General features: G+C 65.0%; 11 protein-coding genes. 8 read left to right on the top strand and 3 right to left on the bottom strand.

Features of this window, described 5'->3' with window-relative positions:
* Nucleotides 1-50: 50 nt before the first annotated feature.
* The 7 genes from ACQS5P_RS15940 to ACQS5P_RS15910 all read left to right on the top strand — a co-directional run bounded on the left by ACQS5P_RS15940 (nt 51) and on the right by ACQS5P_RS15910 (nt 5,953).
* Nucleotides 51-743, top strand: a complete 693-nt coding sequence (locus ACQS5P_RS15940) for a hypothetical protein (RefSeq protein WP_428937607.1) — start codon at nt 51-53, stop codon at nt 741-743.
* A 157-nt stretch (nt 744-900) separates the two neighbouring features.
* Nucleotides 901-1,431, top strand: a complete 531-nt coding sequence (locus ACQS5P_RS15935; RefSeq protein WP_428937606.1) for a prepilin-type N-terminal cleavage/methylation domain-containing protein — start codon at nt 901-903, stop codon at nt 1,429-1,431.
* A gap of 129 nt (nt 1,432-1,560) precedes the next feature.
* Nucleotides 1,561-2,022: a pilus assembly FimT family protein gene (locus ACQS5P_RS15930; protein WP_428937605.1), complete on the top strand. Its 462-nt coding sequence runs from the start codon at nt 1,561-1,563 to the stop codon at nt 2,020-2,022.
* A gap of 15 nt (nt 2,023-2,037) precedes the next feature.
* Complete coding sequence (locus tag ACQS5P_RS15925) at nt 2,038-3,132, top strand: prepilin-type N-terminal cleavage/methylation domain-containing protein (protein ID WP_428937604.1); 1,095 nt, start codon at nt 2,038-2,040, stop codon at nt 3,130-3,132.
* Nucleotides 3,129-3,656, top strand: coding sequence for a type IV pilus modification PilV family protein (locus ACQS5P_RS15920; protein ID WP_428937603.1), 528 nt, complete (start codon nt 3,129-3,131; stop codon nt 3,654-3,656). Before ACQS5P_RS15925 ends, ACQS5P_RS15920 begins: the two co-directional genes overlap by 4 nt.
* A 40-nt stretch (nt 3,657-3,696) precedes the next feature.
* Nucleotides 3,697-4,998 carry a hypothetical protein gene (locus tag ACQS5P_RS15915; protein ID WP_428937602.1) on the top strand — a complete coding sequence of 434 codons (1,302 nt, stop codon included), beginning with the start codon at nt 3,697-3,699 and terminating at the stop codon, nt 4,996-4,998.
* A gap of 40 nt (nt 4,999-5,038) precedes the next feature.
* A complete protein-coding gene (locus ACQS5P_RS15910) occupies nt 5,039-5,953 on the top strand; it encodes an NAD-dependent epimerase/dehydratase family protein (protein ID WP_428937601.1) in 915 nt (304 codons plus the stop codon).
* Nucleotides 5,954-5,974: 21 nt separating this feature from the next.
* Here ACQS5P_RS15910 and ACQS5P_RS15905 read toward each other — a convergent pair whose 3' ends face one another.
* Genes ACQS5P_RS15905 through ACQS5P_RS15895 form a run of 3 tightly spaced genes read right to left on the bottom strand, consistent with a single transcriptional unit; the run spans nt 5,975 to nt 10,541 of the window.
* Nucleotides 5,975-6,991 carry an HD-GYP domain-containing protein gene (locus ACQS5P_RS15905; protein WP_428937600.1) on the bottom strand — a complete coding sequence of 339 codons (1,017 nt, stop codon included), beginning with the start codon at nt 6,989-6,991 and terminating at the stop codon, nt 5,975-5,977.
* On the bottom strand, nt 6,979-7,431 hold the full coding sequence (locus tag ACQS5P_RS15900; protein ID WP_428937599.1) for an Hpt domain-containing protein: 453 nt from the start codon (nt 7,429-7,431) through the stop codon (nt 6,979-6,981). Before ACQS5P_RS15900 ends, ACQS5P_RS15905 begins: the two co-directional genes overlap by 13 nt.
* A gap of 44 nt (nt 7,432-7,475) precedes the next feature.
* The gene (locus ACQS5P_RS15895; RefSeq protein WP_428937598.1) at nt 7,476-10,541 is read right to left on the bottom strand and encodes a CHASE3 domain-containing protein; all 3,066 of its coding nucleotides are present in this window, start codon (nt 10,539-10,541) and stop codon (nt 7,476-7,478) included.
* 346 nt (nt 10,542-10,887) lie between these two features.
* On the opposite strand from ACQS5P_RS15895, the gene ACQS5P_RS15890 reads away from it, so the two are divergent.
* Entirely contained in the window at nt 10,888-12,645 is a 1,758-nt protein-coding gene (locus ACQS5P_RS15890; RefSeq protein WP_428937597.1) for an HDOD domain-containing protein, read from the top strand.
* The last annotated feature ends 41 nt before the right edge of the window (nt 12,646-12,686 follow it).

Below are 12,686 nucleotides of genomic sequence, written 5' to 3'. Positions count from 1 at the left end.
TCGCGGTCGGATTTGCTTTTGGCGGCGATGTATCGTCTATCAAACTCGCCATGAAAGCTTCGACCAAGGGTGCTGGCGGGAATTGGTCCAGGATCTTCCTCAGGGCGAGCATGCAGCAGAAGGTGCTGCTGGCTGTGGTGATTCTGGGACTGTGCGCTTTGGGGATTGATCGATTCGTGGTCGGTTACACTTCGGATGCTGCGCAGGATGCCGCGCAGCGCCAGACCACGGCAGCGGCAATCGGCCAACCAGCGAAGTCCGAATACACGGTGGCGTCGCGTGCATCCGCCGCCGCGAGCAGCGCATCGCCGGTTGCAGCGGGGGGCAGTACGCCTGCGCCCAGTACCCAGGCGAGTTCTGAATCAGCCTGGTCGATAGCCGATCGCCTGCGGCAAGTCTGGAGCGGGCTCGGGGATGAATTGCCCGGCCAGCCGCGTGACGCTTTTGCCTTCAGCACCGCCTGGGAGTTGCAGCAGCCGGTGGTATCGGTTGCCTTGGAGAGCGGACCCACTCCGGCCGATAACTTCCGCCGGACGCATCGGTTGATTGGCGTGGTGGTGTCCGGGGATCGTGCCTGTGCGGTTTTGGACGGCGGGCGAATCATTCAACTCGGGCAGATGCTGGACGGCTTTCGGCTGATCCAGGTGCAGCATCGCGCCGCCACGTTCGCTTCCGGGTCGCAGCGGGTGACATTGACCCTGGCCGAACGCCAGGACGGCGCGCTGGCGTCGGCCAATCCGTGATACGACGGGTTATCGGCTGGCAGGCGCCCCCGCGGCGGCGCAATCGATTCGATTGCTCAAGTCCCTACGGATGATGACCGATCTGGATGTGCAGGTGCAGTTGAAAGCGATCCAAGAGCCGCAACTGCCGGCAAGCAAAGAGAACGGAGGTCTGTTCATGGGAGCAGTCAGCAACAGTGGATATGGACGTGCGCCGCGTACGCGGGGGCCGTCGCCGCGAGGCTTCAGCCTCATCGAGCTGGTGATCGTGGTGGTGATCATCGGGATCATCGCGGCGATCGCGATCCCGCGGCTGAGCCGTGGATCAGCCGGTGCGGCGGATTCGGCGCTGTCGGGCAACCTGGCAGTCCTCCGCAGCGCCATCGACCTGTATGCCACCGAGCACGGTGGGACATATCCGGCGGTGGCGACATTCGAGGCGCAACTCACGCAGTTCACCGACTCCAGCGGAACGCCCTCGCCCAACAAAACCGCCACCGCAATCTACGGACCGTATTTGCGAAAGGTTCCGCCGCTGCCTGTGGGCGGAAACGGGTTCAAGAACAGCACGACCATCGTGGATGGCTCCACCGGAACGCCGGGCACTTCTCCGGGCGGGTGGTTCTACAACCCCACGACCGGCGAGATCAAGGCGAATCTGGCCGACAGCGAAAAGGACGCCACGGGCAAGCAGTACAACGCCTATTGAATCGATTTCTAGCCACTGGGCCGGCGGCGCCGGCGCAGCGATCGGATCATCGCCGCTCCCGGAGCAACAGGATTGCCCGGGAGCGGTCGCCTTTCCGAACACACTCTGAAGCCCCGGACAGATCAAGCGATGTCGCGTGACGAGGGATTCAGCCTGGTGGAGCTGGTTCTGGCGATGGTGCTGGTGTCGATCATCGCCGCGCTGGCGGCGCCGCGCTATGCGGTGGCGGTCAGTCGCTACCGCGTCGAGGCCGCGGCACGGCGCGTGGCGGCGGACCTGGCGCTGGCGAAATCCGACGCCCGCACCGCCAGCGCAAGCCGCACCGTCAGCTTCGATCCGCCCACCAGCACCTATCGGCTGGTCGGTCGCAGCAGCCTGGATGCTCCGGCCGCGAATTATGTCGTTTCGCTCTCGTCGGCGCCCTACTACAGCACGCTGGGCACGGTCAGCTTCGGCGGCGCGGGCACCACATCGGTGACATTCAACGGCTACGGCGTTCCGGACAACGCCGGCACGATCGTGGTCCGCAGCGGCAACGTGACGCGACAGATCAGCGTGGATGCCGACACCGGCAACGCATCCGTGCGTTGAGTGATTTCACCCGACATGGCAGCGCAGCACTTTTCGCCAACTTCGCCGCTTCGCCCCGGACCTGCCGCAGGCTTCACGCTCGTCGAAGTGGTGCTGACGGTCGTGATCGTCGCGGTGATCATGCTGGGCATTCAATCTGCGATGCTTCTGGCCGGACGCGCCAGTCCGGATCGCAACGGCGCAGCGGCGACGATCCTCCGCGCCGCCAGCGCCGTCGATCAGCTTCGAGAAGATCTGGCTTACGCCACATCCGTCAGCGTGACAGGCGCGACCAGCATCGAGTTTGTCGTTGCGGACCGAAACAACGACGGCTCGCCGGAGACAATCCGCTACTCATGGTCGGGCGTGGCGGGAGATCCCCTGTTGCGGTCGATCAACGCACGCCCCGCCGTTGCGATCGCCTCCGACGTGCGCGTCCTGCAATTCGTCTACGATCGTCGATCACAGCAGCTTCCCACGACCTGCAGCGAGAGCGGGGAGATTCTGCTTAGCAGCCTGGACAACGTGCCTCTCTTCTACCTTGGCGATTTCGCGATCGATTCAAGCAACTGGGTGGGACAGTATTTCAGGCCGAGCCTGCCGGCAGGAGCGGTCAAGTGGCGAGTTACGCGGGTGAAGCTGAGGGCGCGGAATCATGGCTCGGCCAGCGGACAGGCTCGTGTACAGATTCGCGCGCCGCGTCCGGGCGGTCCGTTCCCCGGAGTCGTGCTTGAAGAAATGCCCCTCTACGAAAACAGCCTTGGCGGCAACTACACGTGGCAGGAATTCCTGTTCAGCAGCGCCACGGAGCGACCCGCCGGCAACGGAGCATGCCTGGTGATTCAATGGCAACGCGATGCCCATGCATGCGATGTACAGTACCAGGCGCTGCTGGCCAGCGCGCCCAATGCGGATCTGGTCGTCACGAACAACTCCGGGCAGAGCTGGTCGATGCCCTTCGGGCAGGATCTGTGCCACTACATCTATGGGACCTACAGCGTGGCGGACCCCGCAGCATATGAACATCGGCTGAGAAGCGTGCAGTACACGCTGCGATGCGGCGCCGACGCCAGTGCTGTCGCGCAGGGCACGATCCGGCTGCTCAACGAGCCATCGGTTCCCCCGCCATGAGACTGATCAGCCACCAACCTGTGCGGCCGAGTGGTTCCCGGCATGCGGGCGCGTTCACGCTCGTCGAGGCGATCATGTCGATGCTGGTCGTGTCGGTGCTGCTGGTCGCCGCGATGCGGGCCACGACCGCCTCGGCCCTGATGCAGTACAAGAATTCCGAGCGTGCTTTGGGCGGAGTGCTGGCGGATTCGCTGATCAATGAAGTGCTGGTCCTGTCGTATACGGATCCAACCTCGCCATCGGGTTTCGGTCTGGAAGCGGGCGAATCGACGACTTCAAAGGTTGGCTGGGATGACGTGGACGACTTCGCTGGCTGGAGTGAATCGCCTCCTCAGGATCGCAACGGCACGCCGATGGCGGGACTGAGCGGATGGAGACGGACGGTGTCGGTGCAGCGGGTGCTGGCCAACGACCCGTCGCAGCCCGCGGGCAGCGAAACCGGAGTCAAGCGAATCACGGTGACGGTGCTGCGCAACGGTCTTGTCGTGGCGACGCGAACGGCGTTGCGTACCAGCGCGCCGTGAATTTCGCGGCTTTGGCTGTTGGGCACGAAGAGTCAGACTCATGGATGCACTGCGTACACCTACCGGCCCGATCAATGGCGCGCCCGCGGCGGAAGCCAGCCCGCGTGAACAGGCGCGACGCCGCGGCAGCATCTATATCGCGGTGCTGGGCGCGGCGATGATCGTGTTGACGCTGGCAGTGGGCGGCATCCTGGCCGCACGGGCGCAGGCACGCAGCTCCGACTCCCTCGGCGAAGCCGCCGCCGCAAGACTCGCGGCCCAATCAGCCCTGGAACTGGCCCGACTCTGGATCAGCCAGGATCCCAACTGGCGTTCCACTCGCCCCAACGGCACCTGGGCATCCGGGCTTTCAGTGGGCGGAGCAACCATCTCGATCAGCGCGCAGGACCCGATCGACAACAATCTGGCCAATCGGCCGCATGACCCGGTCGTGCTCAGCGTCGTCGGGCAAAAGGGAGCGTCCAGGCATCGGCTGAGCATCACCCTCAACGCCAGTCCCCAGCCCCTCTCGACCCTTGGCTATGCCATTCATGTCCCCGGTCAGCTTCGCGTGCGCAACCGCCGCGTCAAACTGGGCGCGGCGACGGCTTCGACCAACAGCGGACTTCGTAACGAGGGCACGATCGAGGGCGCCGCCGAGGTCGCTTCGGTGGTGGATCCGGGAATTGTGTACGGCGGGATCGTCACCGGCACGCCCGCCCGACCGCTGCCTTCCACCGACATCGCGGCGCTGTATTCGGCGCTGGCCACGGAAATCAGTGGCATCAGCGCCATCGACCGTCGCGCCCTGGGGCCGGGCATCAATCCCTGGGGCAGCACCAATCCCGACGGCGTCTACCTGATCCGATCCTCCAGCAATGTCACCATCAGCACGTCGCGCATCGTGGGAACCCTGGTCATCATCGCCCCCGGAAAGAAAGTGGTTCTAAGCGACGCGCTACTGCTGGAGCCAGCCCGGGCCGACTATCCCGCCCTGGTGGTTGTCGGAAACCTCGAGATTCAGTGCAGCGGATCCTTGCAGCTTCTGGAAAACGACGCCAATCTAACACTGAATCCCGCCGGGTTGCCTTACAACGGTGTGTCCGACAATGATAAATCCGATGCCTATCCCAGCGAGATTCGTGGGTTGGTTTACGCGACCGGTTCCATCAGCTTTTCCAACGACCCCGTGCTTCGCGGATGTATCATCTCCGGATCCAGCGCTTCCAGCGACGCGGTCTTCATCGACGGCGACATCACGATACGCTACGATCCGGCTCTGATGACCAATCCGCCACAGGGGTTCACATCATCCGTCACGATGGTTCCGCTGGCCGGCAGCCTCAGGCAACTCGTGGACTGATCCGGATTGACACAACTGCCGCCGCGGTAGAATACCGGACATGAAAGTCGCACTCACCGGCGCCAGCGGGTTCATCGGCAGCTACACCGCCGCCACGCTCAAACGCGCAGGGCACGAGGTTCGGGCACTGGTCCGTCCCACCAGCCGCAGGGACCACATTCAACCATACGTCAGCGAATTCGTCGTCGGCAGCCACAACGACCCGGACGCGATCCAGTCGCTGGTCACTGGCGTCGATGCGGTGATTCACAATTCCGTGGACTGGTCGGCGCGCGAAAGCTCGCCCTATGACGATTTCGAACGAAACGTACCCGGCTCGATCCGGCTGCTCGAGGCGGCGCGGCTCGCGGGCGCACAGTTCATCTTTGTCAGCTCGGTGGCGGTCCTCCATGAAATCAGCGACGAGTGGAACGGCCTGATCACCGAGACGCATCCGGCCTGGCCGGGGGGAAGCTACGGCGCCTGCAAGGCGGCGGTGGAAGCGTTCCTCAAGGCCCACCATCATCGCTACGGGATGAACACCAGCGCGTGGCGTCCGGCGGCGGTGTACGGCATCGATCCCAGGCTCACGCGATCGCAATGGTACGAGCTGATCGACAAGGCCCGCCGCGGCGAAACGATCGACACCGACCGCGGTGGAAAGATCACGCACGTGCAGGACGTGGCCGACGCGCTGACTTACGCCGTCGGCGATCCGTCCGTCTCCGGACAGATCTACAACCTGGTCGATTGCTACATGTATTGGCAACGCGCCGCGGAGTTCGCACGCCATATCACCGCCAGTAACGCCACCATCATCGACCGCAGGGGCAAAGGCCCCAAGAACCAGTTCGATACCACCAAGGCCATCGCCTTCTTCGAGCGGCACGGCAATCACGTGGCGCTGCGGCGAGGCGAAAACGGGGTCCGGGAATATGTCATGCAACTGCTGAAGCGCATGCAGGGGGAAGCTTGATCTGCCCGAACCGGGCGGGCGCTACGCCGCCGCCCGCGAGTCGTCGCTGAAGCGCTCGCGGATAGCGGCAAACTGTGGTTCGGTCTTCACGAACGCGTCGACGATATCCGGGTCAAAGTGGCTGCCGGACTCCTGGAGAATCATGGACTTGGCGACTTCGTGCCCGAACGCCGCCTTGTACACGCGCCTCGAGGTCATCGCGTCGTACACATCCGCCAGCGCCACGATGCGCCCGCACAGCGGTATGGCCTGCCCCGCCAGACCCGCCGGATACCCCGCGCCGTCGTAGCGTTCGTGGTGAGTGGCGGCGATGTCCCTGGCCATGCGCAGGAATCGCACGCCCGGAAACATCCGCAGCGCCGCCTCCAGCGTCTGCGCGCCCAGCGTCGCGTGCGTCTTCATGATCTCGAATTCGCGGTCGCTGAGTCGTCCGGCCTTCAGCAGCACGCTGTCAGGGATCCCCACCTTGCCGATGTCGTGCAACGGGCTGGTCTGGTAGATCAGGCGAATAAACTCTGCATCCACCTGCGTGGCGAACTTGGATACGCCCGCCAGGTGCTGGGCAAGCGCACGCGAGTAACCCCGCACGCGCTCCAGGTGAGCCCCGGTCTCCGGATCACGCGATTCAGCGAGCTTGGCCATGGCGAAGATCGCCACGTCGCGCGTCTCCAGCGACAGGATCCGCTCCCCTGAACGCACCCGCGCAACCAGCTCATCGGGATCGAACGGCTTGGCGACAAAGTCATCGGCACCGGCCGAAAGTCCCTCGACGCGCTCCCGCGGAGAGTCATGCGCCGTCACCAGGATGATGTAGACATAGCCTGCAATGTCCTGGTGGCGAATCTGGCGGCACAACTCAGGACCACTCAGTCGCGGCATCTCCCAGTCGGAAACGACCAGCCTGGCATCTCCATCCAGCACCAGCGACAGCGCCTCTTCTCCGTCGCGGGCCGTTTGCACCTCGAACCCCGCCGCCATCAGCGTCTGGCTCAGCAGCGTCAGATAAACTTCGTTGTCCTCGACGATCAGGACCCGCATCGCTGGTTCCTTTGCTGACAATCGCCGACCTGTCGCGAGCCGGCGGCGCTGGCCGCGCGGCGGGCCGCCGGCAGGTACGCGGCGCAACGTTCGATCTCGGCGATCAACGCGTCCAGTTCCCGGGCGACGGCCTGAAGCTCACCGCTTCTGGCGTGCGTCTCCAGCAGAGCGGCGACGGCGTGCAGGCGATCGGCGGCCACGGCGCCGGCGGCGCCCTTCAGACTGTGTGCCGTTCGCGCCACCGCCGCCGCATCAGCGGCGCTCACCGCGGCTCGGATCGCCTCCCGATCCGCGTTCAGTTGCACCGCGAAACGGTCCAGCACGCGCAAGACGATCGCTGCGCTGCCCACGCACTGCTGAAGCAGCCTGTCCACGTCCAGCGGAGCCTCGGCCGTGTCGTGGCGAAGTTCGTGATCGCATGGGCGGCCTGGGTCATTCATCGATTCTGCTCCTATCGCTGCTATCGTCGCATCGGCCACGGCACTCAAGCGGCGCAGCGGCCGTCAGCGCAGTCACTGAGCACCTGGCGTATGGTGGCCAACAGTTGATCGGGATTGATCGGCTTGCTCGCGTAGGCGTCCATGCCCGCTTCCAGGCATCGCTCGCGATCGCCGCGCATGGCGTTGGCGGTCAGGGCGACGATGGGCACGCGTCGCCGCTGCTCGCCCGCCAGGCCGCCCGCCTGTTCCAGACGCCGGATCTCCCGCGTCGCATCAAACCCGTCCATTTCCGGCATCTGACAATCCATCAGGATCAGGTCGTAACGCTGCTGTGACACAGCTTGTACCGCCAGCCGCCCGTTGACCACCGTGTCACAGCGATAGCCGGCGTTGGCCAGCACCTCGCTGGCCACGATCTGATTGATCTCGTTGTCCTCGGCCAGCAGGATGCGGATGTCAGACCGGGCAGCGATCCGTCCATCGCCGGCTCCAGAATCATCCGAGGTGGCTGGTCGTGGACGGGGCAGCAGCCCGGCCGCACGGGCCGGCGCAGGCAGCGCCGCCGGGGGCACAACCGGCCAGTCCGGCAGCGGTGAAGGATCCCGCTGGCTGGCGGCGATCGCGTCCATGATCGCGTTGAACAGTTGCGACTGACGCAGCGGCTTGGTCATGTGGCCACAGAACCCCGCGGCCCGCAGTCGCTGCGGATCAACCTGGCTGTTCAGCGACACCAGGATCATCAACACCGCTTCGCGGATGGCCGGACGTCTTTTGACCGTCGCGGCGAATTCATACGCATCCATGCCGGGCATGGCGTCATCGACGATGACCACGCGGAACGGGTCCGACCGCGCCGCCGCCTGGCTGAGCGATTCCAGCGCGATCCTCGCATCCGAGACGGTCACGGCCTCCAGCCCCCAACTGGCGATCTGCTCGCCCAAAACCTGTCGCTGAAGCTCGTCTCCGTCCACCGCCAGCACGCGAAGGGTCCTTGGATCCAGGCGCTGTGAAGGAGATGGCGCCTGCTGCTGGGGCAGCGGTTCGACCACGACGGTGAACCAGAAGGTCGAGCCAGCGCCGGGCTGACTCTGCACGCCGATCTGTCCGCCCATCAACTCCGCCAGGCGTCTGGAAATCGCCAGTCCAAGTCCCGTCCCGCCGTAGCTGCGTGTGGTCGATGCATCGGCCTGCGAAAATGCCTTGAACAGCCTGTCGTAGCGATCCGGGGCAATACCGATCCCGGTGTCGCAGACCGCAAAACGAATGGTGGCATGGCGTGCATCCTCGGCAAGTTGATCGCAGGTGACGCGCACAACCACGGATCCGCGATGGGTGAACTTGATGGCGTTGTTGACCAGGTTAACCAGAATCTGCCGCAGACGGTCACCATCCGCGCGCACCATTGTGGGAACCGCGGCATCGGTGTGACACGCCAGTTTCAGCCCCTTGCTCGAGGCGCTTTGCGCCTGCATTTCCACGACTTCTTCCACCAGATGCCGCAGATTCAGCTCCGAGGGAAGAATCTCCAGCTTCCCGGCCTCGATCTTGGAAAAGTCCAGGATGTCGTTGATCACGCCGGTCAGTGAACGTGCCGAGGACTTGGCCAGGGCGGCGTAGCGGCGCTGTTGTTCACTCAGCGTCGTTCCCAGCAGAAGATCGAGCATGCCGATCACACCGTTGAGCGGGGTGCGGATCTCGTGGCTCATGTGAGCCAGGAATTCGCTTTTGGCGCGGCTGGCGCGCTCGGCGGCAAGCTTGGCCTCCAGCATCTGCTGCTCGGCGCGGCTGCGTGCCAGCATGTCGCGGCGAACCAGCCACCCGGCCGCCGCCACCAACACAAACCCGATCCCGCTGCCCACGCTCACGATCGCGATGGTCACGCGTGCCCCGGCCGCGGCGGCGGCCTTCTTCTCGTCCAGCAGGTCGTGCTCCTGTTGCGCGATTGCCGACAGCAACTGACGGATCTGATCCATCAGTCGCCTGCCCTCTCCCGTGCTCACCCTGGCTCGCGCCGCGTCGAAGCCCTGTGTCCGACGCAACTCGATGACCTGCTGAAATGCTGCCATCCGCGTCTGGATCAGCCAGCGCAACTGTTCCAGCCGGTTTTGCTGATGCGGACTGTCGCTGGTCAGATGTTCCAACCGGTCCAGCTCGGCTCCGATTCCCTGCACCGCGCTTTGATATGGACGCAAAAACGCCTCGTCGCCGGTGATCACATAACCCCGCACGCCAGCTTCGGCATCCTTGATGATCGAAGCCGTCTCGGCTGATTTGGCCAGAACCTCCTGGGCACGCTCGCGCGAATCGTCCAGCCCGATGAAGTGCCCCAGGCTCTTGTACGATGCGATCCCGACGACGCTCATGACGACCAGGGCGGCCACCATGCCCACGGTGGCGCGTCGCTCGGCATCGCCTGCCGCCGCTTCCGACGGCGGTTCGGTGCCGTCCATGACACGCGCATAGCTCACCAGCAGCAATCCCCCCGCCAGCGCGATGAACGTCACCGCCGTATGCAACGCCATCGGAATGAACCTGCCCACCGCCGCCAGCGACGAAACGCCATTGAGGTATCCGATCACCGTCAGGAAGCCCGAGCACAGCACGATCAGCGCCGGCACAGATCCCAGCATCCGCCAGCGGCTTCGCCACGCCGTCAGCAGCAGCAACGCCAGCGAACAGCAGACAAACGCGCTGGCTGTGTTGGGCGCCATGCGGTTGGGGCCGGGCTGGTTGCCGTCGTCCAGACTTGATGCAAACAGCAACCGGTCGATGCCCAGATCGATGCCCGTGCTGTAGCCGACGAGCCTGACCAGCCCGATCACCATCGCCAGCGCGGCACAGAGCCTGGCCGCATGCAGATACCGCATCGGGATCTGGCCGCGCGCCAGCATCCACAGCGCCGCACCGCACAGCACAAACGCGCTGGCGGTGGCGGGATTCATCGCGACCATGCCCGGCCTCAGCCGCATCAGCGGCTCGATGCCGAACTGCCAGCCCAGCAGCACGCCCAGGCCAACCAGCACCACCCCTGTCGCCATCCCCCGCGCGGCGGTCTGCCACCTGGCGCAAGGCTCGCATCCGGCACGGACAATCGCTTCCTGGTTCGTCACGGTAGATCCAACAGTTGCTCGTGCGGGAATGAACCTCTGACTGCTCGCGCCCCAGCCACACGCCGGCGGCACGCCTGCAACAACGCGTCGCGGCCACCTCTGTGCCGCGCCCTGTCCTTCATCGGCGCCTCGCCATGGGCACGTTATTCCCTTTTTTCAGCACTCCCGTTAGCGCCTGCCTTGCCTGACACGTCTGATAAGCAACCACACACAGAACTTCTCTTGGGACTACAACTGTCGTCCCCGCAACTGCCGATCAATGAAAATGGCGGGCGCATCGCGCCTCCGCCAGCTCCAGCGGTTGTGCATCCCTCGCCTTTACTGGCCTTTCGTCGGAGTCCGCAGCGTGAACACCATCCTCATCGTGGACGACATGGCCATCTTTCGCGAGACGATCGAGGCGGTGCTTCGAGCCGAGGGGTATGGCGTGCTTACAGCCCAGAACGCCGGTGAAGCGCTGGCGATCATCGCCGGACATCAACCGGATCTGGTCCTGCTCGACCTGCACCTGCCTGACCTTAACGGCGCGCAGGTACTGCGTCAGATGCGATCGGACCGGCGGCTGGCCAACACCCCGGTCATCCTTCTGACCGCCGACGAAAAGCGGGACAGCGTGCTGCAAGCCGCCCGCCTGGGAGTCCAGGGCTACCTCATCAAGTCGCAGTTTTCGTTGAAGGATCTGCTGACGCGCCTGCGCCGACACCTTGGCGGCCCCCCCGCCGCCCACACCCCCGATCAGGATCTTGCCGTCCACCCGACCCAGCCGATCGCGCCTGCACAACCCAGCAGCGCTGCCACCAGCACGCCACAGAACGCACAAATCCCACGGCTGCTTACACGTGAGCAGTGCATCCAGCGCGCCGAGAGCGCGCTTCAGGCCAGGACGCTTTCAGGCGTGGTCGCGCAGGTTGCGGCACTGGCCGCCTCGCCGCATGCGGACGTGGCGCAGGTCGCCGCTCTGGTCTCGCGCGATCTGGTGCTGTCGGCCCGCGTGCTGCAGGCTGCCAACAGCGCCGCGTATACCGCGCGCCGGGGCGTGATCTCCACCGTCGCCGACGCCGTACGCCACATCGGCTGCGACGCCGTACGCAACATCACCGCAACCGTCGGCATCTTCGACTCCATGCCCGACATCGCCGATGACGGCTTCAGCCCGATCCGCTGCTGGCAACACTCGCTGGCAGTGGCCAAACTCTGCGAGCAGTTGGCCGGTCAGCTCGATCAACACGCCGCCACTGCATACCTGGTGGGCCTGTGTCACGATCTGGGCGAGATTCTGTTCCATACGCATTTTGCCGCCGAGCTCAAACAGGTCCTGCAAGCGCAGGCGCAAACAGGACTGCGCCGCGACCATCTCGAACGGCAAATGCTCGGAGTCACGCACAACGATCTGGTCGTGATCATCCTTCGCTGCATGGGGCTTCCCGATGCCGTTCGCGCTCCCATCGAGGCCCTGCACTCGACCACCCACGCCGCCGCACAACGCGCCCACAAGCCCATCGACCTGATCCTGCGAATCGCCAATCTCTATGCCAACGGCCTGCTTCTTGCGTCGGCCAGCAGCTCACGTGTCGCCCCCGTCACACGCGCCGACTGCCGCCACTGCCTTGGGCAGACCGATCCGCCCCGACCCGACGCCGCACGTTTCAGGGCGGAGATCGTCGCCCTGACCCTCGTGCTGGCCAGGATGTCTCCGGCCGAGCAGTCACAGCTCGCCAAGCCTCTGTATTCCCCGACCACAGCGAGAATCTGGCTGGCACGTCATCCGTCGTATTCGGCGTTTTGCCCGATGCAGACTGCGCTGGAGTCGCTGGCACATGTCGATGTGCAGCAGCGACTGCCTACTCCCGACGAGCTCGCCGCCGCCCAGCACGATGGAGTCGTCATTGTTGCGCCCAGCGGCAGCACCCCCGGCTTCACCGCCAGCCAGGTCCGGCAAGTCACACAGTCGTTGGGCGATGATACTTCCCGTGTACTGTGGCTTTGCGGTTCGACGCAGCCGACGCCCGCGCCGTCTGAAAAGCCCGAGCCGTCGCCGCTCTGCTGGCCAATCCCGCTGGAGGCGCTGGCCCAGTACGTCGCCCACCTGCCCGCCCCCGCGTAGCCCGGCGACCATGGGCTTCGGCGCACGACCCGCCACACTCC

The organism is Fontivita pretiosa (genome assembly GCF_050410795.1).
In the GTDB taxonomy this organism is placed as follows: domain Bacteria; phylum Planctomycetota; class Phycisphaerae; order Tepidisphaerales; family Tepidisphaeraceae; genus Fontivita; species Fontivita pretiosa.
This window is presented reverse-complemented; position numbering and strand designations above follow the sequence as displayed.